The sequence below is a fragment of the Mesorhizobium sp. B2-5-3 genome, from assembly GCF_006441005.1.
Lineage (GTDB): Bacteria > Pseudomonadota > Alphaproteobacteria > Rhizobiales > Rhizobiaceae > Mesorhizobium.
Genome location: NZ_VFUS01000004.1, coordinates 520128 through 544331 on the forward strand (window position 1 = coordinate 520128; position 24204 = coordinate 544331).

Genomic DNA, 24204 nt, shown 5'->3' on the forward strand with positions numbered 1-24204 from the left:
CATGAGCCACTCGTCCTCAAAGCATCTTCCGGTGCCGATCGAGATCAGGCCGCTGATCGATGAAATCAGGATCCGCATGAATCCCGATTCTATTTGGCTGTTTGGAAGCCGAGCACGCGGCGACAATCGACCTGACAGCGACTGGGATATCCTCGTGGCTTTGCCAGATGATGCCAGACCAGAACTTCTCGACCCACTCATTGGCTGGACCATTCAGCACGAAATCGGAATTCCGGCGACAATCCTTTCCACGACATCGGGCGCTTTGGCTGCAAGTTGGGATTCGCGAAATACGATCGCGTATGACATCGCTCGGGACGGACGTCGATTAGATGTCTGATCAGTGGACTATCGCCAGCGCGCTTCGGTTGGCGAACGGCTGTATGAGTGATACGCGTATTCTGGTCGCAACAGGGTCTCGCAACGCCGCTTATCTCAGCCAACAGGCCGTTGAGCAGATCATCAGGGCGCTGGCGACGTCGGAGGCCATTCACATCGAACGTCATGATGCACACCAACTCGACAAGATTCTAAGACGCTTTCCGGACGACCACGCCGAGAAAACGGCGTTGGGATCACTCGTTTGGCTGGAGGCTTATGCCACCACTTTCAGATATACATTGCCTTCGGGCCAGATACCTCGTGCGCCTGACAGGGAAAAACTTCAGAAAGCCATCGACGATATCGCAGCCCTTATCTCGCGGGCCGCGGGGCACTTCAAAGTCGATCTTGCCGATGATGCAAAGCCCGCCCAAGCAGTGACGCCCATGCGCAGGTCCAAACCGCGTTGAGGTTCGCCTAAGCTCTGCCCCTGGAAAAAAAATCCGGAAAATCCTCCATCGCCGCCGCGACAATCCGTAGTGACGCCGCAATCTGGAGCATTTCACCAGTGGCGTTTCGCTGAGCGATGCCGGCGGCATACTGCCGGGCGACGGCAATGGTGGCTGTCTGCGGGTCGCCCGGGGCGCGGAAGAGCAGTTCGCGTGCCAGTCCACGCAGGAAGTTGGCGATCGAAAGCGTCGTCTCGGCCGGAACCGCGTGCGCCTGCTGCGCGGCACGCAGCCGCAGGATCTCCAGACCGACGGTGACGGCGGCGACACTGCCGCCCAGAACCGCTTCACCCTTCCTGCCGCTGGTCAGCACCAGCGGCATCAATTGGTTGATGCGGTCATAGGCGAGGCTCTCGAAGGCCGAACGCCTCGGCACGCGCTCGTGCAGGCAAAGCCGCGCCAGATCCTCGCGCATGGCCCGCACGATGCGGTGCGCCGCGAGCCATGGGTCGGCGGGCAGCACGATGATGAAGACGCCGATTGCCAAAAGGATGCCGACCAGGATCGAGGCCGAGCCGGCGAAGAACGGGCCCGGGTCGTAGGTCATCGCCTGGTGCGGGCTGAGGAAAGCAAGAAAATTGATGGCGAAGGCCGTCGCCACGCCGACATAGCGGGGATTGGCCATGGCGAGCGCCGCCGGCACCAGGATCGGTACGACGAACAGCATGAACCAGCCGAAACCAGGAAAAACGGGAAGCGCGATCTGGCCGACGAGAAAGGCAAAGGGCAGAGCCAACAGCGTTCCCTGGAAGAACCCCCAGGCTACCCGCACCGGATCGGGGCGGGCGGCAAACAAGCTCGACACGACGGCAACCAGAATGACCGTGCCGGCGGCTTCCGACCATCTCGTCGTCAGCCAGAAAGCGGCGACCAGCAGCGTTGCAAGTGCCGCGCGGACCGCGTTGCGGCTCGCCCCGTGATAGTCGCGATGTACAACCAGCGCCGGGGGGCTGCGTTCGCGTGAAGGCCGCGTGACGGGCGCACGCAAGGCATCGAGACCGCGCAGCGTCTGCTTCAGCGCTTCGGCGAAATCGGCGGCGATCGTGAGCCGGGTGACGGTGCCGACCCTGTCGCCGTCCTGGTCGGCCAAGGCGTCGGGCATTTGCTTCGCTTTGGCGCCGATCGCGTCGAGCCGTGCCAGCCAGGGCGCCGTATCGTCGAGCGCGCCCGGCGTCGCCGCCATTTCAGTGACGAGGGCTTGCAGCTCCGAGCGCACCGGAATGAGCGCCGCGTTCTTCGGTGCGGCGTGTGAATGCAGCGCGCGGGCCGCGGACAGGGCTGAAAGCAGTTGTCCAATGGTGCGCCGGACCGGATGGGCGCGCGGCGCGAAGCTCGGGGCCTCCAGCCTGGCATAGGCGCGCATCTCGGCGAGCGTCTGGGTGTCGGCGACCAGCTTCCGATGCAGGCCGGAAAGCATTGCCGTGTCGCCGCCGGAAAAGGCGCCGCCGGCATAGGTGGCAAGGTCGAGAATGCAGCGCTTCAGCCGCGAGATGATGGCCTCGCTGGCCAATTTGGGCAGGATCAGCCGACTGGTCAGGCCGGCGCAGACAATGCCGAGTACGATCTCGGCACAGCGCGCGACCGCGAGGTCGACGACGAGATGCGGCTGGCCAAACGCCGGCAAGCCGATGATCATGGCGGTGTAGCCGGCCAGCGCCGCCCCGTAGGCTTCCGGGTTACGCAGCAGCGACGAGACGAAGGTGCAGAGGCCGATCCATAGGGCAAGCACCGTCACCAGCACCCAGGGATTCGTGCCGAAGACAGTGGTGATGGCAATTGCGGCAACACCGCCCGCCAGCGTGCCGAGCAACCGATAAAAGCCTTTCGCCAACACCATGCCGGCGACCGGCTGGGCAACGATGAACACCGTCATCATCGCCCATTGCGGGTGATCGAGCTTGAGGGCGTAGGCGGCCATAAGCGCGATCAGGCCGGCCGAGACCGTGCGCAAGGCGAAGATCCAGTCCGACCGGGTCGGCTGTGTCAGCCCGGCAAGACCCGCTTCGAAATAGCCATTCAGCCGTTGCCAGCTCACACGCGCGTCTCCGCAAGCCTTTGATCGACCGGCCTGCGCTCAGATATCCAGCACTTCCGTTTCCGCGAATTCGGCGCGTTCCTGGATGAACCGGAAACGAGCCTCCGGCTTGGTGCCCATCAGCGCATCGACCGCGTCCTTGGTGGCGGCCTCGGCATCGATCACATCGACGCGGAGCAGCGTACGCTTCCTCGGATCCATGGTTGTCTCCTTGAGCTGCGCGGCCATCATTTCGCCCAGGCCCTTGAAGCGACCGATCTCGACCTTGCCGCGCCCGGTGAACTCGGTGCGCAGCAATTCGTCCTTGTGCGCGTCGTCACGCGCATAGGCGACCTTGCCGCCCTGCCGGATCGAGTAGAGCGGCGGCACCGCCAGATAGAGATGTCCGCCGCGAACCAGGTTCGGCATCTCCTGGTAGAAGAAGGTGATCAGCAGCGAGGCGATGTGAGCGCCGTCGACGTCGGCGTCGGTCATGATGATGACGCGGTCGTAGCGAAGATCCTCGTCGCGGTATTTCGACCGCGTGCCGCAACCAAGCGCCTGGATCAGATCGGAAATCTGCTGGTTGGCGGCCAGCTTGTCGTTGCCGGCGCTGGCGACGTTGAGAATCTTGCCGCGCAGCGGCAGCACCGCCTGGCTGGCGCGGTCACGAGCCTGCTTGGCCGAGCCGCCGGCCGAATCGCCTTCGACGATGAAGAGTTCGGCGCCGGCGGCCGCATTCTGCGTGCAATCGGCAAGTTTGCCCGGCAGGCGCAGCTTGCGCACCGCGCTCTTGCGCGACACTTCCTTTTCCTGGCGGCGTCGTACCCGCTCGTCGGCGCGCGCGATCACCCAATCGAGCAGCTTCGATGCTTCCTGCGGATTGTCGGCCAGCCAATGGTCGAAAGGGTCGCGAATCGCCGTCTCGACTATGCGGATCGCCTCGATCGTCGCCAGCCTGTCCTTGGTCTGGCCGACGAATTCAGGCTCGCGGATGAACACCGACAGCATGCCCGCCGCCGAGATCATGACATCCTCCGACGTGACGATCGAGGCGCGCTTGTTGCCGACGAGGTCGGCATAGGCGCGCAGGCCGCGCGTCAAGACGTTGCGGAAGCCGGCCTCGTGGGTGCCACCTTCGCCGGTCGGGATGGTGTTGCAGTAGGAGTTGATGAAGCCGTCGCCGCCGAACCAGGTCACTGCCCATTCCAGCGAGCCATGGCCGCCTTGCCTGTCGCTCTTGCCGGCGAAGATTTCGCGCGTCACCTGGAATTCGTCGCCAAGCGACGCTTTCAGATAGTCCTTGAGGCCGCCGGGAAAATGGAATTCGGCCTTGGCCGGAGTGGTGTCCTTTTCCTTGATCAGGGAGGGATCGCAGGTCCAGCGGATTTCGACGCCGCCGAACAGATAGGCCTTCGAGCGCGTCATGCGGTAGAGCCGCGCCGGTTCGAACGCGGCGCCCTTGCCGAAGATCTGCTCGTCGGGGTGGAAACGGGTCCTGGTGCCGCGCCGGTTGTGAACTTCGCCAAGATGCTCGAGGCCGCTGACCGGAATGCCGCGCGAGAAGCACTGCCGGTAAAGTTGCCGTCCGCGCGCGACTTCGACTTCGAGATGATCCGACAGCGCATTGACCACGGAGACGCCGACGCCGTGCAGGCCGCCCGAGGTTTCATAGACCTTGCTATCGAACTTACCGCCCGAATGCAGCGTCGTCATGATCACTTCGAGCGCCGGCTTCTTGAACTTCGGATGCGGATCGACGGGAATGCCGCGGCCATTGTCGGTGACGGTGAGAAAGCCGTCAGCCGAAAGCTCGACATCGATGAATGTGGCATGGCCGGCAACCGCCTCGTCCATCGAGTTGTCGATGACCTCGGCGAACAGATGGTGCATGGCCTTGTCGTCGGTGCCGCCAATATACATGCCCGGACGGCGCCGCACCGGCTCCAGGCCTTCGAGTACCTCGATATCGGCGGCGCTGTAGCCCTCTGAGCCGTCACGAGACGCCGCCGCCGGACGCTTGGCTGCCGCCTGCACCAGCGGATCGGCCGGACGCGCCGGTGTGCGAACCGGTTGCGGCTGCTTCTCCAGATTGCCGAAAAGATCGTTGTTGTCGTCCATGCCTGCCATAGAGCCCAAGCTGCGAATCACCCGCCGATACTGCCACGCTTTTCAGCGCCAAGCGACGGAGGTTCCTGTTACGTTCGGGGATTAACCCCCTCTTATCCTAAAACCATTCGATAACCAAGCCGGCGGAAATCAGGCGGATAGCCGGCGAGAAGATTCCTGATTCTTTAACAATGCCGCCTAGCGTGAGCCAACATAACAAGAAACTACGGGCATCAGGGGTTTGGGCGTGAGGGGCAAGGCCATAACGATGATCGGCATCGCCGCCGTTTTCGGCGCGATCTCGATCTTTGCCGCGGATTTCTGGGTCAAGCGCCAGGCCAGGGCCGACGCCGAGGAGAAAACCGCGTCGATCGCGGCGCCCGCCGCGCCGACGGTCGAATTCAAGACCATCGTGGTGGCGAATGCACCGTTGCGGTACGGCATGGATCTCGACCGCGCGAAACTCAGCGAAATTCCGTGGCCGCAGGATTCGCTGCCGCAGGGCGCCTTCGCCACCATCGATGGACTGCTCGGGGACGGCAACCGCGTGGTGCTGTCGCCGATCGAGGTCAACGAACCGGTGCTGCTTACAAAGCTGTCCGGCCCGAATGGCCGCGCCACGCTCTCCAACATGCTGACACCCGGCATGCGGGCCGTCACCATCCGCACCGACGAGATCGCGGGCGTCGGCGGCTTCGTCACGCCGGGCGATCGGGTCGATGTCGTGCTGACGCGAGATGCCGGTGAAATCCAGGAAGTGGCCAAGAATGCGCAAGGCGCCGCCGGCTCGACCATCACCTCCGAGATCGTCGTTGCCGACGCGAAGGTGCTGAGCGTCGGGCAGGGCGCCGACGAGCGTCAAACAACCCCGCAGGTGGCCAATTCCATAACCATCGAGGTGACCACCGAAGGCGCGCAGAAAGTGGCGCTGGCCCGCACTGTCGGCACGCTGTCGCTGTCGCTTCGCTCCGCCAGCGAGGGCGGCGACGGCAAGGACGGTGTCACCACCATCTCCTCCTTTGGCGGATCGGTGGCGGGCAAGGCGCAGGCCGCAGCCGGCTCGCTGTTCGACGCCATGGCAAAGGAGCCTGAGAAGCCGAAATTCAAGACGGTCATCGTGACGCGTGGAACGACGGCCGAGGAATATCAGGTTCCTGCGCGGGACCAGAAATAGGAATATCAGGTTCCTGAGTGGGACCAGAGCAGGACCGGTGGGGACCGGACGGGACGGGAACAATGTTGAGGCAACTTCAATATCGAATGACAGGCCGGTTGCACGTCGCGCGGGCCGTGGCGATGGCGGTGACGATGGCGTCGGCCTGCATCTTCGCCGGCCCGGCCAGGGCGGATAACGACATCGTCTATGTCTCGGCGACCAAGAACGCCTCGATCAAGGTCGCCAAGGGCAAGCCAAAGACGATCATGACGAGCGCGGCTTTCTACCAGATCGTCATCGGCGATCCGGAGATCGCCAACGTCAACCCGCTGACCGACAGATCCTTCTATGTGCTGGGCAACAATCTCGGCACCACTGGCATTGCCCTGTTCGACGAGAACAAGCAGCTCGTCGGCACCGTCGACATCGAAGTGACGCTCGATACCGACCAGTTGGCCGACACGATCCGCGCCAGCGTGCCGGACGCCAAGATCAAGGTCGGCTCCGCCAATGGCCGCGTCGTGCTGTCGGGCGAGGCGGATGACGCGGTCGCCGCCGAAAAGGCAAACAAGATCGCTACCCGCTTCTCCGGCAATGAGGAGGTGATCAATTCGGTCAACATCTCGTCCTCACAGCAGGTCCAGCTCAATGTTCGCTTCGTCGAGATCAACCGCCAGGCGGGGCAGGATCTCGGCGCCAAATACAGTGCCAATTTCGCTTATGGCATGGGCGGACGCGACGTTACGATTGCTCCCGGCACCATTGAGCCGGCGGGGACCGGCGAGATCATCGGCAAGCTGCTGTCGAACGGCGTTTCCATCGACATCGCCATCAAGGCACTGGAAGAGCGCGGCCTGGCTCGTCGGCTGGCCGAGCCGAACCTGATCGCCCGGTCCGGCGAGACGGCGAGCTTCCTGGCCGGCGGCGAGTTTCCGATCCCGGTTTCCGAAGACAACGGCAAGATTTCCGTCAGCTACAAGAAGTACGGCGTCAGCCTGGATTTCACGCCCACCGTTCTGAAGGACGGGCTGGTCAGCCTCGATATCGCGCCGGAAGTCTCCTCGATCGACGCGTCGGCTTCCTACAATATCGGCAGCATCTCGGTGCCCGGCTTCATCGTGCGCCGCGCCAGGACGTCGGTCGACCTGAAGAACGGCCAGAGCTTCATGATCGCGGGGCTGCTGCAGTCGCAGAACGACATCACCACCTCGCGCATACCGGGCCTCGGCAAGATGCCTGTGCTCGGGGCCCTGTTCTCGTCGAAATCCTACCAGCGGCGCGAGACGGACCTGGTGATCATCGTCACGCCTTACCTGGTCAAGCCGGTGGATCCATCGAAGAAAATGGCCGAGCCGACCGATGGCACGCAGCCTGCCAGCAATGTCGACTATTTTCTCAACAACACCGAGGAGGTGAGGGCGTCGGATACCAATCGCGCGCTGGCGCTGGCTGACGGCAGCGCCGCGCGTGCCGCTCCCGCCACCAAAGTCGGGCATTTCCTCGACCTGCCGAAGGACTGAAGCCATGCGTCTGGCCTTGAGCTCGAGCGTCGCCTTGCTGCTTGCCGGCTTCACCGCCGGATGCACGAGTGACGACTATGTGCGCAGCGAAGGCGTGACCAGCGGCGCCGGGGAGGCCCAGGCCGCCAACACCGTCATGCAGATGGTCGATCCCTGGAAATACGGCGTCCAGAACACCAGGCTTCTCGTGCCTGCCCAGCGCGGCAGCACGGAACCCGCCACCGCCGAGCAGGCGGCCAGCGCCAAGGCATCGCAAGCCAGCGCCGACAATTGATCCGAGATCACAGGCTGACAAGTAATGGCAAACGGCATCAAGATCAGGAAAATCCTGCTCATATCGACGGACAGAACCTTCGCGCAGGACACCCGGACGGCGTTTGCCGCCTCGGAGATCATCCAGCTCTCGACGGTGGACAAGAATATCACCGAACTTCGCGGCGAGGTCCAGGAGGCCGATCTCGGGGCGATCATCGTCGATATGGACGCAGCGAAGCTTGAGGAGATCGATGCGCTGCAACGCGTCATGCGCCGGCTGGAAGGCAAGGCGCCGGTCGTGGTCGTCACCCAGGAGTTCAACGCCGCCGCCGCGCGCATCCTCGTGCAGCTCAAGGTCGCGGATTTCCTGGTCAAGCCGATCACCACGGCCGATCTCGTGCGTTCGGTGGTGCGTGCGCTGCAAGGGCCGGGGCGCGAGGAAAACACCGAGTCGCAGATCTATACCTTCATGCCCGCGGCAGGCGGCGTCGGCACCACGACGCTGGCTTTGCAGACCGCGTTCCAACTGCATCATTCAGTGACGCGCGGCGCCTCGACCTGCGTGGTGGACCTCAATTTCCAGCAGGGCGCCTGCGCCGAATATCTCGACCTGGAGCCACGTTTCGACATCACCGAAATCGAGAACCAGCCGGAGCGTCTCGACAGGCAATTGCTCGACGTGATGCTGTCGAAGCATGCCAGCGGACTTTGTGTTCTGGCCGCACCGACGCAGCCGGCGGAGATGCGCTCGTTCAAGACCGATGTCGTGGTGCGGATGCTGGACCTCGTCTCGGCCTATTTCGACAATGTCGTCATCGACATGCCGCGCACCTGGTTTCCGTGGACGGAGACGGTGCTGCTCGGCTCCAACAAGCTCTACATCGTCGCCGAAATGACGGTACCGTGCCTGCGCCACACGCAACGCCTGATCCAGGCGGTCTACGAGACCGCCGGCAAGGAAGTGAAGCCGAACGTCATCGTCAACCGTTTCGAGCAGAAGATGTTTGACAGCGGCATCAAGCAGGCGGACGTCCAGGAAATCCTCGGCGAGCATTTCGTCGGCGGCATCGCCAACAATTACCGGCTGGTGCGCGAGGCCGTCGATCGCGGCGTGCCGCTGCACGAGATCGATGCCAATGCCAACGTCGTCAACGACCTCAAGAGGATCATCCTTCCGGAGGAAGTGGCGGCGGCGCCGGGCAAATCGAAATCGCTGTTCGGCTTCGGCAAGAGCCTTTTGAAGAGGAAGGCCGGATGAGCAGCCGCTTTTCCACCTTGCAGAACCGCGATGCGCGTCCCCAGCGCTCCGCCGAGCCGACGGCGGTTGCGCACCACGCGGTCGTCATCCCGACGAGCCGGAAGGTCTTGCCGGCGAAAGCCGAAGCCGTGCCGGGCAAGAGTGCCAACAAGGTGCTCGATGCGCGCGTGCGCATCCACCGGTTGCTGCTCGAGGAGATCAATCTTGTCGCGCTGGAGCGGCTGCCCAGGGACGAGATGCGCCGGCAGGTGCATGATTTCGTGTCGGAAAAGACGCGCGAAGAGCGGATGGCGATCAACACCGTCGAACTCGATGCCCTGGTCGACGACATCGTCGACGAGATGGTCGGGCTCGGCCCGCTCGAGCCGCTGCTCAAGGACCCCGATATCAACGATATCCTGATCAACGGCCATCAGAACTGCTTCGTCGAAAAGAAGGGCAAGCTGCAGCAGGTCCACATCCCGTTCAAGGATGAGGCGCATCTGCTTAGAATCATAAACAAAATCGTTGCCGCGGTCGGCCGCCGCGTCGATGAATCGCAGCCGATGGTCGACGCCCGCATGCTGGACGGCTCGCGTTTCAACGCCGCCATCCGCCCGGTCGCGGTCGACGGGCCGCTGGTGTCGATCCGCAAATTTTCCAAGAACAAGCTCGGCCTGCACCGGCTGGTCGAATTCGGCGCCATCACCCAGAACATGGCCGAAGTGCTTGCTGCGGCAGTACATGCCCGCAAGACGACGATCATTTCGGGCGGCACCGGTACCGGCAAGACGACCATGCTCAACGCGCTGTCGGCCTTCATTCCCGAGGACGAGCGGCTGATCACCATCGAGGACGCGGCGGAGCTTCAGTTGCAGCAGCCGCATGTCGCGCGCATGGAAACCCGGCCGGCCAACATCGAAGGCCATGGCGAGCTCAAGCAGCGCGACCTCGTCAAGAACGCGCTGCGCATGCGGCCTGATCGCGTCATCCTCGGCGAGTGCCGCGGCGAGGAGGCCTTCGACATGTTGCAGGCCATGAACACCGGCCATGAAGGGTCGATGGCCACCATTCACGCCAATACGCCGCGCGATGCCATTTCGCGGCTCGAGCAGATGCTGGGCATGACCGGCATGCCGATGACGGTGCAGTCGATCCGCAGCCAGATCGCCAGCGCCATCGACATCATCGTCCAGTTGACCCGGCTCTCCGACGGCAAGCGCAAGGTGACGAGCGTCGCCGAGGTGACGGGCATGGAAGGCGACGTCATCCAGATGCAGGAGATCTTCCGCTTCGTGCGCACCGGCATGGACGCCGATGGCACGATCCTCGGCCATTTCGAAGCGACCGGGATCCGGCCGCGCTTCCTGGAGGATCTTCGCGCCATGGGCATCGAGTTTCCCGGGCGTTATTTCGAACCCGGCCGGCCGCAGGAGTAACCAGGTGTTGGATGGGTTCAGCGCGATCTATGTCGTCTATGCCGGGGCTGCATTGACCGGCATCATGATCGCCGAGGCCGTTTACCTGCTCTATGCCGGCCGCAGCGACAGGCGCACCGCCATAAACCGGCGCATGAAGCTGCAGGAAAACAGGATCAGTCAGGAACAGGTGCTGATCCAATTGCGTAAGGAGCGTGGTCTCGATGCGGGCACGTCGCTGTTCTCGCCTGACCGTTTTCGCGCGCTGCGCGCTCAGTCGGGCATGATCATGCCGCTTTCGAAGTTCCTGATGATCACTTCGGGGATGGCGTTGGCAGCGGCCCTTGTCGCCATCTGGTATGGCTTGCCGCTGCTGATGGGCGCCATTCTGTTTGTCGTCGTGGTGCCGGTGCTGCCGGTGATGGCGATGCGCTCCATGCGCAAGCGCAGGCTGAAGCGGTTCGGCATGCAGTTGCCGGAAGCGCTGGAACTGATTACGCGCGGCCTCAAGGCCGGCCATCCGGTACCGGTGGCCATCGCCATGGTGTCGCGCGAAATGCCCGACCCGATCGGCACCGAGTTCGGCGTGATTGCCGATGAGGTGACCTTTGGTTCGGATCTGGTTTCGGCGCTGAATTCGCTGTTCGACAGGGTCGGCCATGAGGATCTGCCGCTGTTCGTCACCGCCGTGTCGATCCAGACGAGTTCTGGCGGCAATCTGCGCGAAATCCTCGACGGACTGTCGACGACGATCCGCGAACGCGGCAAGCTGCGCCGCAAGGTGCGCGCCATTTCAACCGAAGGCCGTCTGTCGGCCTATATCCTGACGGCCGTGCCGGCGCTGCTGTTCACGACCATCATGGCATTCATGCCTGGGTATTACAGCGACGTCTGGGGCGTGCCTAAGACGTGGTACATGGTTGGTGGCTCGGTCACCTGGCTGATGCTGGGCAATCTGATCATGTTCAAAATGTCGAACTTCAAATTCTGACATGCAGAAGGTCGTCGAATTCCTCGCCTCGCTCGCGCCGACCTCGCTGATGCCGGTGGCTGTCCTGCTGCTGGCCGTGGGCGCTGCCGCTTTTGCCTGGCCGATGGTGGTGGCAAAGGGCGATCGCAACGAAGTCAGGCGCAGACTCAAGGTCGACGAGGGTCCAGTGGCCGCCAGGCCGGAACCGGCCCAGAAGAAGAATACCGGTGTCGTTCGCGAGAAGGCGGTGAAGAAGGCGCAGGAGTTCTACGCCAAGAGCGATCCGGAAAATGTCGCCCGCCTGCGCTTGAAACTCATCCAGGCGGGCTACATGGAGCCGCGCGCCGTCGGCATGTTCTTCCTCATCCGTTTCACGGCGATGGTGGGCATCGCGCTCGCCGTCTTCGTGCTCAACCGCTGGATGGCCAGTCCCGACGCCACGGTGACCAGCCGCTGGGCCTTCGTCGTGTTGTCGGGCGTGGCCGGCTATTTCCTGCCAGGGCTGGTGCTGACCCAGAAGATACGGGAAAAGATGCGCGAATACCGCAACGGCTTCCCCGATTTCATGGACCTGATGATCGTCTGTTCGGATGCCGGCATGAGCATGGAAGCGGGCGTCGAGCGCGTCTCGAAGGAACTCGCAAAGACCTACCCGTCGCTCAGCCAGAACCTGCAGCTCGTGTCGCTGGAGTTGCGGGCCGGGCGCGGCCTCGACGATGCACTGAAGGCGCTCGCCGATCGCCTGAGCCTGGACGAGGTGCGCTCCTTCGCCACGCTGCTGCAACAGTCCAAGGAGCTTGGCACCAGCCTGTCGGGGGCGCTGCGCGTCTTTTCCGACGAGATGCGCCACAAGCGCATGTCGCTGGCCGAGGAAAAGGCGCATGCCTTGCCGGCCAAGATGTCGGTGCCGGTCGTGGTTTGCATCCTGCCGGTGGTGCTGATGATCGCGGTCATTCCGATCATCGTCAAAATGACCGGCCACTAGGATTTGCTGATATTCAGTGAGGCCGGCCTGAGCGACCTGCGAAGTCCGTAAATGAGTGAGAAGTCCATGCGAATGCTGTTGCTCGTCCTCGGCCTTGCCGGGGCCAGTCTGTCGCCCGCCTGGGCTGCGGCCGATGATTGCGGCGATGCCGCTGCCCTGGTGCAGCAGGCCTATCCCAACGCCCGCAAAAGCGCTGACGGTGCCTCGTTCACGCTCGAACCCTACACCAGCATCGCCCTGACGTCTGCATTTGGCGACCCGCCGGGGCTGGTCTGCAAGATATGGCCCGCCCATGACGACCTGCTGTTGGTCGCGGTGCCGCTGATGGACAGCTCGCAACCCAGCGACTACGCGCATGCCGGCGATATCGAGCTTCTGGTCATCGACAGGAAGAGCCGGCAGGTGCGCCAGCGCCTGCTGCAGCCCGGGCTGATGAATGATGATGCCATCGCCATCCGCAAGGTCGAACTCGATACCGGCCGGTATGCGCTGGCGCCCGATGTCTCCGCCTTCGGCCTGCGCATCGAAATGGCGAACAATTCGCTGCCTAACCCTTTCAGTGAAATCGACCTGCGGCTCTATGCCATCGACAACGATGCCCTGCGGATGGTTCTCGATGGCCTGGTCGTGGCCAGCAATGGCGGCGAGGGCGATACCAATTGCGCCGGATCCTTCCATACCAGTCAGGTGAGCCTGGCGATGAGCCCGGCCAAACATCATGGCTACCACGACATGGTGGTGGTCGAACGGATGGACACCGACAATCCGTTGCCCGACAACAATGGCGAGTGCCAGTCCCATCCCGGCAAGTCCGTGAGCCAAACCTACCGGCTGCGCTATGACGGTAGCCGGTATACGGTTCCGGCGGGGCTCAAGGCCCTGGAACCGTGAGAACGCCGCTGGCCATGGCTGAGGCGTTGCGGCCTGGTGGTTAATAGGTGGTGTACCCAAGGCCTAATTTTGGCGGCGTTTCGGCACCTAAGTTTAATTGCTTCGGTATAGTGTGTTTCCTGAAGAACGACCCGGCAAAAACCGGGCGATGGGGCAGGGGCATGCGTCACAGTAATTTCACGGCAATGGCCGCGATGGCGGCCGTCTTGATGATGTCTGGTTGTACGACGAGTGGCGTCGACACCACCAAAACCACCGGCATTCAACCGGCCGCGAAGGACGTCAGCACATCCGATCTGGCGGAAGGCAAGGCGCAATTTCGCGACGCGAATTACGGTCTTGCCGAACAGCATTTCCGCAAGGCCGTCGAGTTGAAGGCCGACAATCCGGAAGCCTGGATGGGCCTCGCCGCTTCCTATGACGAACTCGGCCGCTTCGACTTCGCCGATCGTGCCTACGATCAGTTGCTCAAGGTCGCCGGGCGCAAGCCGCAGATCGTCAACAATATGGGCTATTCGCAATTGCTGCGCGGCAACAGGAAAAAGGCAAGGGCGCTGCTGCTCGAAGCCAAGGCCGGCATGGCCGACCCCACGGTCGTCGATGCCAATCTTGCCCTCCTGAACAAGGGCTGACGGCTGTCTGGTGGCCACGATCGTCGCGAGGACGATTTTGGGACACTCGGCGTCGACGCTTTGTAAACTCTATCCGAAGGTCTCAGCCGGAAGATCAGTTGAAAATCATGTCTGATGGCTGTCGTTGACCTAGAATGCAGCGGTAAGGCCGACGCTCAGGGAACCCCCGCCCAATATGCTGGATTTCAGTTCGCTCCTGCTCGCAGCCGCGCTGTCGGGCATCTGCCTCAGCATCACCATGTTCGCGATCTGGTTCGCCGCGCCCCGGGCCAGCTTCGTGCTGACGGTGGGGTGCGGCATTCTCGTGCTCGTTGTGCATGTCATCCTGTTCTGGCGATACACGAAGGAGCCTGATCCGCTGCTTTGCCAGGTCGCGCTTGCATTGCTCAGCCTCGGTTTCCTGGTCATCTGCCTCTCGGCCATGCAGTATCTCGGCGTGCCGGATTACCGGCGTGCCATTTTGCCGACATTGGCCGCCATGACGATCTGCGCGGCGGTGACTTCCCTCGGTCTCGACGGGGTAGGCTTCATCGTTACCTATGTAACGGTGACTGTGCTGCTCTCGGCGATCGGAACCATGTTCTGGCTCAACGGCAGTCATGATCGCAAAATCCTGCTGGTGGTTTCGTTCCTAGGCGGCACCTGTGCGGTGTCGTTTGCACTTTGCGCGGTCGTCCTGGTGGCCAAGGGGCAATGGACGCTCGGGGCAGCCCCCGATAACTGGGCCGAACGCCTGAATTCGGTCGTGGCCGTGGCCTGCATGACCGGTCTCGGCGCATTGACGCTTTCCCTGCATCACCTGCAGGCGCAGATCGAGCTGAAGGCCGAGACGATGACCGATCCGTTGACCGGGCTGATGAACCGCCGGGGATTGATGTCGCTCCATGGCGAACGGGCCTTCGGTCCGTTCATGGCTGTCGTCATGTTCGACCTCGATCATTTCAAGAAGACGAACGACATCTATGGTCACCCGGTGGGGGATCAGGTTCTGTGCCGCTTCGCCGCAGTCATCAGAAAATATGCCAGAACGGGCGTCGACGCCTTTCGTCTCGGCGGCGAGGAATTCGCGATCGTCATGTCCCGGGTGACCGAAGAGAGGGCTTACGAGCTCGCAAGCAAGATCGGCGTCGCCTTCGGCACCGAGATCGTTGCGACCTCCCACGGTCCCTTGCGCAGCACTGTCAGCGGAGGCATCGGCTTTGGCGGCGCCAACGGCAACAGCCTCGGCGAGGTGCTGGCCGAGGCGGACGCAGCGCTCTATGCCGCCAAGCGCGCGGGCCGCAATTGCGTCGTCAGCCACAAAAGGATGGGCAAGGCCGAGCCGATCAAGCCGGCCTTGCGCTCAGCATAGTTTGCGAGACTATTCGGCCGCGCCCAAATAGTCCGACAGCGGCGGGCATGAACAGACCAGGTTGCGGTCGCCGGCGACATTGTCGATGCGCGATACCGGCGGCCAGTATTTCGCCGCCATGTCGGCGTCTCCGGCGGGGTAGGCCGCTTCCAGGCGCGAATAGGGATGGCTCCACTGGCCGGCCAGCGCCTCCGCGGCGGTGTGCGGCGCATTGACCAGCGGATTGTCAGCCAGGGGCCACTCGCCCCTCGCAACCTTGGCCGCTTCGCCCGCGATGGCGATCATCGCCTCGCAGAAGCGGTCGAGCTCGCGCTTGGGCTCGGATTCGGTCGGCTCCACCATCAGCGTGCCGGCGACCGGGAAGGACATGGTCGGCGCATGGAAACCGTAGTCGATCAACCGTTTGGCGATGTCCTCGACACTGATGCCGGCGCTCTCCTTGAGCACGCGGGTGTCGAGGATGCACTCATGGGCAACGCGGTCGCTCCTGCCCTTGTAAAGGAGCGGGAAGTGTGGGGCGAGCCGCGTCGCGACGTAGTTGGCCGAAACGATCGCCGTCTCGGTCGCCTGCTTCAGGCCGGAAGCGCCCATCATGCGGATGTACATCCAGGTGATGGGCAGGATGGAGGCGCTGCCGAAAGGGGCTGCGGCCACGGCATGCGCGGAGCCTTCGGTGACATGGCCCGGCAGATAGGGCTTCAGATGCGCCCTGACGCCGATCGGGCCGACACCCGGGCCGCCGCCGCCATGGGGGATGCAGAAGGTCTTGTGCAGGTTCATGTGGCAGACGTCGGCGCCGATGTCGCCCGGGCGGGCGAGGCCGACCAGAGCGTTGAGGTTGGCGCCGTCGAAATAGACCTGGCCGCCATGCTCATGGATGAGGGCGCAGAGATGTCGCGCGCCCTCTTCATAGACGCCATGCGTCGAGGGATAGGTGAACATCAGCGCCGCGAGATTCCTGGAATGCTCGTTGGCCTTGGCCCTCATGTCGTCCATGTCGATATTGCCGTCCTCCAGGCAGCGAACGACGACCACGCTCATGCCGGCCATCGCCGCGCTCGCCGGATTGGTGCCGTGCGCGGAGGACGGGATCAGACAGACCGTGCGATGGCCCTCGCCGCGCGAGCGGTGATAGGCGCGGATGGCCAGCAATCCGGCATATTCGCCCTGGCTGCCGGCGTTGGGCTGGAGGCTTACCGCATCGAAGCCGGTAATCTCCGAAAGCCAGCCTTCCAGATCGTCGATCATGGCGCGGTAGCCTGCCGAGTGCGCGGCCGGCGCGAAGGGATGCATGTTGGCGATTTCAGGCCAACTCACAGGCATCATCTCGGCCGCGGCATTGAGCTTCATGGTGCAGGACCCCAGCGGGATCATCGCGCGGTCGAGGGCCAGGTCCTTGTCGGCCAGCCGGCGCAGGAAGCGCATCATCTCGGTTTCCGACTTGTTCTCGTGGAAGACGGGCTGGGTGAGAAACTCCTTGCCGCGCGGCTTGCCGGGCGTGGTGGCGGCGGCCTCCGCGCTTGGCTTGGCCCCAAACAAGGCGGCAATGGCTTCCAGGTCGGTTTCGTCAGAGGTCTCGTCGAAGGCGATGCCGACACGGTCGGCATCGATGACGCGCAGAAGCCGGCCGCCCTTTTCGGCGGCGGCGGCAATCTGCGCGGCCTTTCCCTTCGTCTCCACCGTCACCGTGTCGAAGCGGCTCGTGCCGATCACCGGCAAGCCTGCCGCCTTGAGCCCGGCTGCCAGGCGGCTGGCCAGCGCGTGGATGCGCCCGGCGATTGCCTGAAGGCCGGCGGGGCCGTGCCAGATGGCGTAGGCTGTCGCCATGTTGGCAAGCAGCGCCTGGGCGGTGCAGATGTTGGACGTTGCCTTGTCGCGGCGGATGTGCTGCTCGCGCGTCTGTAGGGCAAGCCTGTAGCCTGGACGGCCCTTGCTGTCGGTCGACTGGCCGACCAGGCGGCCGGGCATCAATCGGGTCAACTTGTCGGCAACCGCGCAGTAGGCGGCGTGCGGGCCTCCAAAGCCCATCGGCACGCCAAAGCGCTGCATTGGACCGACGGCAATGTCGGCGCCGAGCCTTGCCGGCGTGTCGGTCAGTGTCAGGCCGAGCGGGTCGGCGATGAAGACGACCAGAGCGCCGGCCGCGCGCGCCTTTTCGATGGCCGCCTTGTGATCACCATAGACGCCGAAAGTGTCCGGCCAGGAGACGAGCAGGGCGGCTGTGTTGTCGTCGATCGTCTCGCCGTCGATCTCGATGCCGAGCGGCTCGGCGCGGGTGCGCGCCACATCCAGCGTCTGCGGGTGCGGCGTGCCGGCGAGAGCCACCTTGGTGCGCTTGTCGCGGTGATGGCGCAATGCGATGCCGATCGCTTCGGCGACCGCTGTCGCTTCGTCGAGCAACGAAGCCGATGCCACAGGCAGGCCGGTCAGTTCCGCAACCAACGTCTGGAAATTGAACAGCATTTCCAGGCGGCCCTGGCTGATCTCCGCCTGGTAGGGCGTATAGGCCGTGTACCAGGCCGGGTTCTCGAACAGGTTGCGCTGGATGACCGGCGGCACGTGCACGCCGTGATATCCGGCGCCGATGAAGCTCTTCAGAACCGTATTCCGGGCCATGGTCGCCGACAATTCGGCCAGCGCTTCGGCTTCGCTGGCCGGCGCGGGCAGGGACAGCGGCTGGTCGAGGCGGATCGATCTCGGCACGGCCTGGCTGATTAACGTCTCCACTGAGGGCACGCCGATGACGGCCAGCATGGCTCTCACATCGGCAATGCCGGGTCCGATATGGCGGGCCGAGAAGGGGTAGGGTGCTGCGGTCATGTCAATGCGTCCTGATTTCAGCCGATATGGGCTTTGTAGGCGGCCTCATCCATGAGGCTGGCGAGCTGGCTTTCGTCGGCAAGCTTCATTTTCCACAGCCATCCGGCGCCGGTCGCCGCCGAATTGACCAGCGACGGATCGGACGACAGCGTTGCGTTGGCCTCGGTGATCTCGCCGTCGACCGGCGCGTAGACGTCGGAGGCCGCCTTGACGGATTCGACCACGACGGCGGTGTCGCCCTTGGCGAGCTTCTTGCCTGTTTCGGGCAGTTCGACGAAGACGAGGTCGCCCAGCTGCTCCTGCGCGTAGTCGGTGATGCCGACGGTGGCGATGCCGCCCTCGACGCTGAGCCATTCGTGATCGGCGGTGAAATAGGTCTTTGCCATCTGAAAATTATCCTTTGCGGTAGCGATGCGGGAGGAAAGGCAGGGAAGAAACGTCGACGGGAATCTTCGTTCCGCGCACGTCGGCGAAAATCCGAGTTCCGGGTTTCGCCAAGGGCGTCGGGACATAACCCATGGCGACGGGATGGCCGGCAGACGGGCCGAAACCGCCCGAGGTTACGTGGCCGGCGGGATTGCCGTCGGCGTCAAAGAGCGTGGCGCCGGCGCGCACTGGCTGGCGGGCATCCGGCCTCAGGCCGACGCGCTTCTGAGCGGAGCCGCGCTCGACGGCGGCGCGCAGCGCGTCGGCGCCGATAAACGTGCCGTTGGCGCGGATGTCCGTCGGGATGGCCCACATCAGCGCCGCGCTTGCCGGATCGGTTTGCGCGGTGATGTCCTGGCCGTGCAGGCAGAGGCCGGCTTCCAGCCGCAGGCTGTCACGGGCGGCAAGGCCGATCCACAGCACGCGCTCGTCTTCGAGCAGCTTCGCCACGAGACCGCGCGCGTCTGCCTCAGGCAGGCCGATCTCAAACCCGTCCTCGCCGGTGTAGCCGGACCGGCTCATGAACCAGTTCTTTCGCGGTTCGATGCCATGCATGAACAGCAGCGACCCGGTCTCGATACCGGCGCGGGAAAGCGCCGCCCAGGCCTCGGGACCCTGGATGGCGAGGAAGACCCGGTCGAGCGGTTCGACCTTGACATCGAAGCCGGTCGCAAGCTCGCGCAAATGCTTCTCGTCGGCGATCGCGTTGCCGGCATTGGCGACGACCATGAAGTTGGTATCGCCCAGCCGGGTGACGATCAGATCGTCCAGGATGCCGGCGGCCTCGTTCAGGAAAAACGTCAGCTTCGACTGGGAGATTTCGAGCGCGCCCGCATCGAGCGGACAGGCACGGTCGAGCAGGAGAACCGCGCCCGGCCCGCTGACCCTGAACAGTTTCATGTGCGAGATGTCGAACAGGCCCGCATGTTCGCGGGTGTGAAGATGCTCCTTCATGACGCCGGCCGGGTAGGTCAGCGGCATCGACCAGCCGGCAAAGGCGCCAAAGCGCGCACCGGCAGCTGCGTGGACGTCTTCGAGAGGAAGGTGTTTGGTGTCGCCCGTCATGTGTTCTCCAGAGTCGCACGCAATCGGTCGCGAATGGCGACCAGTCCGTGCCCCTCTGTCTGAAGCCTGAGAGACTCGCGCCCCGTAACTCTGTCGGCAGCGCTTACACCTTCGGCGCGGGGGCAGGCCCCGACTTTCCAGAGTGTCTTTCCCGTCTACGGTTCTTTTGCCTGAGAGATTTCGGGCGATTTCCCCTTCGGCGACAGCTCTCGCTGCTCTCTCCCGCAAACAGGTAGGGCTCGCAAAAGCCCTCGACTCGTTATCCATAGCCCGTCAACGACAGATTGTCACCTGCCGGCGACGTGTTGCCGACAGTCTTCGCCAACCAGGCTGTTTGCTGGGCAAGACACGGCCGATATCACTGGGATTGCGAGGCTGTGCGGGCCGGCCCAGCTCTTGACGACGAGGCAAGGCCGCTTAGGCAATGCTGGCTCGGTAGCAGCGTGCCGATTGCGATCAGATCCCGCCATACCAGTCGTAGCCGTTGTCTTCCCAATAACCGCCACGTCCCGCTCCTACGGCGGCGAAGCCGTCGACCAGCTCGATCTTGTAGAGATATTTCGGCATCTTGTAGCCGAGCTGGCGCTCGACCCGGACACGCAGCGGCGCGCCGTTCTCGACCGGCAGCGGCTTGCCGTTGACGCCGTAGGCCAGGATCGTTTGCGGGTGGCGGGCGTCGATGAGGTCGATGCTGCCGTAATATTTGATGTCGCCCGAAAGGCTGCGGTCGATCGTGTCCAGGCAATGGAACATGACGTAGCGCGCCTGCGGCTTGACCACCGCCTGGTCGAGCACCAGCGAGAGCGGCGTGCCCGTCCATTTGGCGATGCAGCTCCAGCCTTCGACACAGTCATGGCGGGTGATCTGCGTTCGGCTCGGCATGTTCATGAGCTGCTCGCGGGTCAGCGACAGCGGCTTTTCGACCAGGCCCGAGACCTCCAGCCGCCAGTCGGCGAAGTTGTTGGCGAGCAGGGTCTTGTAGGTATCGTCGTCGGGTGACGTCACCCCGTTGGGGCGCATCGGCTGACGGATATCGGCTTCAGTAAATTCCGGCGCCAGCGAATCACGGCCCGCGAGCAGACGTTGCGCGCGGTGTGTGAGATCGTTGGCATTTTCGAGGAAGCTGCGCAGCCCGCCGCCCACGCCGAGTTGGCTGTCGAAGGCGTCGCAGCCTGAAAGCGCGATACCGGAAAGGCCAAGGCTGGCCGCGGTCAGGAATTTCCTGCGGTTGATCTCGAATTTTGCCATATCAGGCGCTCCTTTCGGAGGATTTTGCGTCATGCGGCGGATCGGTCCGATACCATCCGGTGACGATCGAGCGCAGTTCGTTGATCGGGCCGGCGGCGACGATCATCAGAATATGGATGATGAAGAAACCGACGAGCAGCACCATGACGGTGAAATGGATGGTGCGCGCAGTCTGCCGGCCGCCGAGCAGGTCGTTGAGGAACGGCAGCACCGCGTTCATGCTGGGCGACATTGCGAGCCCGGTGAGGATCATCAGCGGCAGCAGCACGAACAGCACGCCGCCATAGGCCATTTTCTGCAGCGTGTTGTATTCGCGCGTGTGGTGGAACTTCAACCTGGCGTGATTGGCGATATCCTGCGGCAGGCGCCTGAGATCGTCCAGGCGAGGGGCGAGATCGCGTCTGATGTGGCCGTTGACCAGGCTGGCGACCAGCCACACAAGCAGCGTCGTCGTCAGCACCCAGGCGAAGAAGAAATGCACCACGCGGGCCGTGCCCAGATCGTAATAGGAGGGGATGGTCGCCCAGGATGGAAAGGCGCGGGGCGTCTCTTGTCCCGCCGGCCCGGACCAGCCGAGCACGCCGGTGGTGTCGAAGCGGTGACCGAGGATTTCTGTATAGCCGCGCGGCCCGGCATTCGTGTTCTCGGCGCCGATGGCGAAGACGGTGTTGTTGTAGTCGAAGCCGGACTGCTTGCCAAGATAGAGCTGCGGACGGGCGTTGAAGATCTGGAGGCCGGAAAGCAGCATGAAGAACAGCGAGATGGCCCACAGCCAGTGCGTCAGCCGCGTCCAGGCCGATTGCCGGTAGATCAATGTCGTGGCCTTCGTAGCGTCACTGTCCGCGCTGGCGGCGGGTTGGTTCATGGCAACCGATTCCATCTGGTCTCGCTTCCTGGCCGTTCCATCCGGCGCGGCCGCTGTCTGCATCATTCTCCTCCTGATACGTCGCCAGCCAAGCCGATGTTTCATCGATCACGAAAATATCAGATCGAAGCTCAAGGGCCGCCCAGGCTGACGGCGAGATTGACGGCGGCGGCGACGATGACCGTGTTGAAGAAGAACGACAGGATCGAATGAACAAGCACGACGCGGCGCATGTGGGTTGTCGAGATGTTGGTGTCGGCGGTCTGCGCCGTCATGCCGATGACCGTCGAGAAGTACAGAAAATCCCAGCCTTCCGGCCGTTTGTCGCCGGGGAACAGCAAGCCGCCGACCGGGATTTTCTTCTTCGTTCCGGCATCGACCAGGTCGCCGTCCATCCAGTACACATGCGCATAGTGCAATGCCGCCATGGCGTGGATGGTGAACCAGCCTAGGGGAATTGACAGCAGCGCGAAGCCGAGCTCCATCGCGTTCGAACTGCCTTTCTGGTTGATCAACTGGAACAGTGCGGCGATGGCAACGCCGACGACGACCAGCGTGACGGCGAAGATGACCAGCACAGGCTGGTCGGTGTCGCGCGCATTCTTGCTGAGATAGGTGCCGGTGAATTTGGGCATCTGGGCGACAACCAGCGTGACATAGGCGGCAAAAAAGGCGTTGGCCCCGATCGAATAAGCGAGCGGCGCGTGAAGCAGCAAGGCCACCAGAAGCGCAAAGACGCCGACACAAGCCGACACCGCGAACAGCATGTGCCGGTGCATGGGCGTCCTGGACGGGATTTCGGCGGCCATGATGGTTCCGAATGGCGCTGGGCTTCTACTGCGGTGTGGCGGATTTTAGAGCGCGCCGCAAGATGCGGTCGAGTTCGCCGAGAAACCGCGAGCGGTCCTGCGGTGCGAAGCTGGCATTGTACCCCTTGCTTTCGCCGGTCTCGCGCAGATGCTGCTTCAAGTCGCGCATTGCCACCGCCATGCCGATCGTTTCCGGCGTGAAGGGACGTCCGGTCGGCCCCAATACATGGGCCCCGAGCGCCACCGTGCGTGCGGCCAGTGGAATGTCCGCGGTCACCACGATGTCGTTGGGTTTTGCGTTTTCCACGATCCAGTCGTCGGCGGCGTCGGCACCCTTGGACACGACGACATTGCGGATCATTGGGTCGCGGGAGGGGCGCAGGCCGCCATTGGAAACATAGGTGACGACGACGCCGTGGCGCTCGGCAACTTTTTCGACTTCGGCTTTGACCGGGCAAGCGTCTGCGTCGACGAGGATGGCGGGTGCGGGCATTGTCTCTCCAAATGAGCATGGGGCCGGCAACCCGTCCGGCCCCATGCCTCAAATCTCATGGTCGTCAGGCCGGAAGCGCTCCCGACCTCTTGGCGGTCCAGGTGGCGATATAGTCCATCAGGCCGGGGTTGAGGCAGTCATAAGGTTCGAGGCCGATCGATTTCAGTTGGCCGCGAATGCCGTCCATGCGGCTCGGGTCGACACCGGATTCGATGATCGAAGAAACAAAGGCGGTAAAGCCCGGCGGCGACCAGCCATCCTCCTCGAAGCGCTCGGGATGGATGAAGGACAGGCCCTTGAACGGATGGTCGCGCTCGACGGGTCCATGCATGTGGACGCCGCAGCCGGTGCAGGCATGGCGCTGGATCAACGCGCTCGGGTCCACCACCTTCAGCTTGTCGCCGTTCTCGGTGACGGTGACGTCGCCGGTGCTGGCTACGGCCACCACCGAGAACACCGCCCCTTCGGGCTTCCAGCATTTGGTGCAGCCGCAGGCGTGGTTGTGGGCGATCTGGCCCTTGACCTTCACCTTGACCGGATTGCTGGTACAGGCGCAGACCAGCGTGCCGCCGGTAAAGCTCGCACTCTCCCTGGGCAGACCATTGTCGATTTTCGGATGCAGTTTTTCCGCCATGCTTTTCTCCTCCCATTTTTGACCACAGAGGTCGCGGGCCCGTTGCCCGCGGCGTGTGGCCGCCCTCAATAAACCACGACACTCCTGATCGACTTGCCCTCATGCATGAGGTCGAAACCCTTGTTGATGTCCTCGAGTTTCAGCGTGTGGGTGATCATCGGGTCGATCTCGATCTTGCCGTCCATGTACCAGTCGACGATCCTGGGCACGTCGGTGCGGCCGCGCGCGCCGCCGAAGGCGGTGCCCATCCAGGTCCGCCCGGTGACCAGCTGGAAGGGCCGCGTCGAGATCTCCTGGCCGGCACCCGCCACACCGATGACCACCGACTTGCCCCAGCCGCGATGCGAAGCCTCCAGCGCCTGGCGCATCACCTTGGTGTTGCCGGTGCAGTCGAACGTATAGTCGGCGCCGCCGATCTGGTCGGCGCCGCGCTTGGTCATGTTGACGAGATGGGGAACGATGTCGCCGTCGATCTC

General features: G+C 63.5%; 23 protein-coding genes and 1 riboswitch. Of the genes, 12 read left to right on the forward strand and 11 right to left on the reverse strand.

What is annotated here, in order from left to right; genetic code table 11:
- The first annotated feature begins 31 nt into the window (after positions 1–31).
- Both FJ867_RS12850 and FJ867_RS12855 read left to right on the forward strand, forming a co-directional pair.
- On the forward strand, positions 32–340 hold the full coding sequence (locus tag FJ867_RS12850) for a nucleotidyltransferase domain-containing protein (protein ID WP_224646996.1): 309 nt from the start codon (positions 32–34) through the stop codon (positions 338–340).
- A gap of 43 nt (positions 341–383) precedes the next feature.
- Positions 384–791, forward strand: coding sequence for a HEPN domain-containing protein (locus FJ867_RS12855; protein WP_210242307.1), 408 nt, complete (start codon positions 384–386; stop codon positions 789–791).
- Between the two features lie 7 nt (positions 792–798).
- On the opposite strand, the gene FJ867_RS12860 is transcribed toward FJ867_RS12855, so the two are convergent.
- Both FJ867_RS12860 and parE read right to left on the reverse strand, forming a co-directional pair.
- Entirely contained in the window at positions 799–2865 is a 2067-nt protein-coding gene (locus tag FJ867_RS12860) for an FUSC family protein (protein ID WP_140817554.1), read from the reverse strand.
- A 39-nt stretch (positions 2866–2904) separates the two neighbouring features.
- Positions 2905–4965, reverse strand: coding sequence for a DNA topoisomerase IV subunit B (gene parE / locus FJ867_RS12865; RefSeq protein WP_140648970.1), 2061 nt, complete (start codon positions 4963–4965; stop codon positions 2905–2907).
- A 235-nt stretch (positions 4966–5200) separates the two neighbouring features.
- On the opposite strand from parE, the gene cpaB reads away from it, so the two are divergent.
- The 10 genes from cpaB (at position 5201) to FJ867_RS12915 (ending at position 15368) form a co-directional block, all read left to right on the forward strand.
- Positions 5201–6127 carry a Flp pilus assembly protein CpaB gene (gene cpaB / locus FJ867_RS12870; protein ID WP_246675040.1) on the forward strand — a complete coding sequence of 309 codons (927 nt, stop codon included), beginning with the start codon at positions 5201–5203 and terminating at the stop codon, positions 6125–6127.
- Positions 6128–6249: 122 nt separating this feature from the next.
- Positions 6250–7629 (forward strand): type II and III secretion system protein family protein, encoded by a 1380-nt coding sequence (locus tag FJ867_RS12875; RefSeq protein ID WP_224680410.1) that lies wholly within the window; start codon positions 6250–6252, stop codon positions 7627–7629.
- 4 nt (positions 7630–7633) lie between these two features.
- Positions 7634–7903: a hypothetical protein gene (locus FJ867_RS12880; RefSeq protein ID WP_140520992.1), complete on the forward strand. Its 270-nt coding sequence runs from the start codon at positions 7634–7636 to the stop codon at positions 7901–7903.
- 24 nt (positions 7904–7927) lie between these two features.
- Positions 7928–9142, forward strand: coding sequence for a response regulator (locus FJ867_RS12885; protein WP_140517031.1), 1215 nt, complete (start codon positions 7928–7930; stop codon positions 9140–9142).
- Positions 9139–10560 carry a CpaF family protein gene (locus FJ867_RS12890; RefSeq protein WP_140517029.1) on the forward strand — a complete coding sequence of 474 codons (1422 nt, stop codon included), beginning with the start codon at positions 9139–9141 and terminating at the stop codon, positions 10558–10560. The genes FJ867_RS12885 and FJ867_RS12890 overlap by 4 nt, the downstream gene beginning before the upstream one ends.
- 4 nt (positions 10561–10564) lie before the next feature.
- On the forward strand, positions 10565–11530 hold the full coding sequence (locus FJ867_RS12895; RefSeq protein ID WP_140648879.1) for a type II secretion system F family protein: 966 nt from the start codon (positions 10565–10567) through the stop codon (positions 11528–11530).
- 1 nt (position 11531) lies between these two features.
- Positions 11532–12494, forward strand: coding sequence for a type II secretion system F family protein (locus FJ867_RS12900; RefSeq protein WP_140648880.1), 963 nt, complete (start codon positions 11532–11534; stop codon positions 12492–12494).
- A gap of 51 nt (positions 12495–12545) precedes the next feature.
- Positions 12546–13385 carry a hypothetical protein gene (locus FJ867_RS12905; RefSeq protein ID WP_246675041.1) on the forward strand — a complete coding sequence of 280 codons (840 nt, stop codon included), beginning with the start codon at positions 12546–12548 and terminating at the stop codon, positions 13383–13385.
- A gap of 161 nt (positions 13386–13546) precedes the next feature.
- On the forward strand, positions 13547–14017 hold the full coding sequence (locus FJ867_RS12910; RefSeq protein WP_140623425.1) for a tetratricopeptide repeat protein: 471 nt from the start codon (positions 13547–13549) through the stop codon (positions 14015–14017).
- Between the two features lie 175 nt (positions 14018–14192).
- Positions 14193–15368 (forward strand): diguanylate cyclase, encoded by a 1176-nt coding sequence (locus FJ867_RS12915; RefSeq protein ID WP_140495851.1) that lies wholly within the window; start codon positions 14193–14195, stop codon positions 15366–15368.
- 9 nt (positions 15369–15377) lie between these two features.
- On the opposite strand, the gene gcvP is transcribed toward FJ867_RS12915, so the two are convergent.
- The 9 genes from gcvP to FJ867_RS12960 form a co-directional block, all read right to left on the reverse strand.
- The gene (gcvP, locus tag FJ867_RS12920; protein ID WP_140685942.1) at positions 15378–18188 is read right to left on the reverse strand and encodes an aminomethyl-transferring glycine dehydrogenase; all 2811 of its coding nucleotides are present in this window, start codon (positions 18186–18188) and stop codon (positions 15378–15380) included.
- Positions 18189–18205: 17 nt separating this feature from the next.
- A complete protein-coding gene (gene gcvH / locus FJ867_RS12925; protein ID WP_140495853.1) occupies positions 18206–18574 on the reverse strand; it encodes a glycine cleavage system protein GcvH in 369 nt (122 codons plus the stop codon).
- A 7-nt stretch (positions 18575–18581) separates the two neighbouring features.
- Entirely contained in the window at positions 18582–19679 is a 1098-nt protein-coding gene (gcvT, locus tag FJ867_RS12930) for a glycine cleavage system aminomethyltransferase GcvT (protein ID WP_140685943.1), read from the reverse strand.
- 148 nt (positions 19680–19827) lie between these two features.
- A riboswitch (glycine riboswitch) is annotated at positions 19828–19914 on the reverse strand.
- A gap of 221 nt (positions 19915–20135) precedes the next feature.
- Positions 20136–20927 (reverse strand): molybdopterin-binding protein, encoded by a 792-nt coding sequence (locus tag FJ867_RS12935; protein WP_140817556.1) that lies wholly within the window; start codon positions 20925–20927, stop codon positions 20136–20138.
- A gap of 1 nt (position 20928) precedes the next feature.
- The gene (locus FJ867_RS12940) at positions 20929–21807 is read right to left on the reverse strand and encodes a cytochrome b/b6 domain-containing protein (protein ID WP_140729529.1); all 879 of its coding nucleotides are present in this window, start codon (positions 21805–21807) and stop codon (positions 20929–20931) included.
- 116 nt (positions 21808–21923) lie between these two features.
- Complete coding sequence (locus FJ867_RS12945) at positions 21924–22601, reverse strand: DUF1345 domain-containing protein (protein WP_140623435.1); 678 nt, start codon at positions 22599–22601, stop codon at positions 21924–21926.
- Between the two features lie 25 nt (positions 22602–22626).
- Positions 22627–23094: a YaiI/YqxD family protein gene (locus tag FJ867_RS12950; RefSeq protein ID WP_140495857.1), complete on the reverse strand. Its 468-nt coding sequence runs from the start codon at positions 23092–23094 to the stop codon at positions 22627–22629.
- A 64-nt stretch (positions 23095–23158) separates the two neighbouring features.
- The gene (gene gfa, locus FJ867_RS12955) at positions 23159–23728 is read right to left on the reverse strand and encodes an S-(hydroxymethyl)glutathione synthase (RefSeq protein WP_140623439.1); all 570 of its coding nucleotides are present in this window, start codon (positions 23726–23728) and stop codon (positions 23159–23161) included.
- A gap of 65 nt (positions 23729–23793) precedes the next feature.
- Positions 23794–24204: zinc-binding dehydrogenase (locus FJ867_RS12960; protein WP_140817558.1), on the reverse strand; the 411-nt coding region annotated here is incomplete at its 5' end.

Bases quoted from the DNA above. Each gene is read 5' to 3' on its own strand.
- FJ867_RS12945 (WP_140623435.1), bottom strand. From the start codon at position 22,601: ATGGCCGCCGAAATCCCGTCCAGGACGCCCATGCACCGGCACATGCTG.
- FJ867_RS12940 (WP_140729529.1), bottom strand. From the start codon at position 21,807: ATGGAATCGGTTGCCATGAACCAACCCGCCGCCAGCGCGGACAGTGAC.
- FJ867_RS12900 (WP_140648880.1), top strand. From the start codon at position 11,532: ATGCAGAAGGTCGTCGAATTCCTCGCCTCGCTCGCGCCGACCTCGCTG.
- FJ867_RS12875 (WP_224680410.1), top strand. From the start codon at position 6,250: ATGGCGGTGACGATGGCGTCGGCCTGCATCTTCGCCGGCCCGGCCAGG.
- FJ867_RS12855 (WP_210242307.1), top strand. From the start codon at position 384: ATGAGTGATACGCGTATTCTGGTCGCAACAGGGTCTCGCAACGCCGCT.
- FJ867_RS12880 (WP_140520992.1), top strand. From the start codon at position 7,634: ATGCGTCTGGCCTTGAGCTCGAGCGTCGCCTTGCTGCTTGCCGGCTTC.
- FJ867_RS12950 (WP_140495857.1), bottom strand. From the start codon at position 23,094: ATGCCCGCACCCGCCATCCTCGTCGACGCAGACGCTTGCCCGGTCAAA.
- FJ867_RS12905 (WP_246675041.1), top strand. From the start codon at position 12,546: ATGAGTGAGAAGTCCATGCGAATGCTGTTGCTCGTCCTCGGCCTTGCC.
- gcvT (WP_140685943.1), bottom strand. From the start codon at position 19,679: ATGACGGGCGACACCAAACACCTTCCTCTCGAAGACGTCCACGCAGCT.
- FJ867_RS12890 (WP_140517029.1), top strand. From the start codon at position 9,139: ATGAGCAGCCGCTTTTCCACCTTGCAGAACCGCGATGCGCGTCCCCAG.
- gfa (WP_140623439.1), bottom strand. From the start codon at position 23,728: ATGGCGGAAAAACTGCATCCGAAAATCGACAATGGTCTGCCCAGGGAG.
- FJ867_RS12935 (WP_140817556.1), bottom strand. From the start codon at position 20,927: ATGGCAAAATTCGAGATCAACCGCAGGAAATTCCTGACCGCGGCCAGC.
- parE (WP_140648970.1), bottom strand. From the start codon at position 4,965: ATGGACGACAACAACGATCTTTTCGGCAATCTGGAGAAGCAGCCGCAA.
- FJ867_RS12885 (WP_140517031.1), top strand. From the start codon at position 7,928: ATGGCAAACGGCATCAAGATCAGGAAAATCCTGCTCATATCGACGGAC.
- FJ867_RS12915 (WP_140495851.1), top strand. From the start codon at position 14,193: ATGCTGGATTTCAGTTCGCTCCTGCTCGCAGCCGCGCTGTCGGGCATC.
- FJ867_RS12910 (WP_140623425.1), top strand. From the start codon at position 13,547: ATGCGTCACAGTAATTTCACGGCAATGGCCGCGATGGCGGCCGTCTTG.
- gcvH (WP_140495853.1), bottom strand. From the start codon at position 18,574: ATGGCAAAGACCTATTTCACCGCCGATCACGAATGGCTCAGCGTCGAG.
- gcvP (WP_140685942.1), bottom strand. From the start codon at position 18,188: ATGACCGCAGCACCCTACCCCTTCTCGGCCCGCCATATCGGACCCGGC.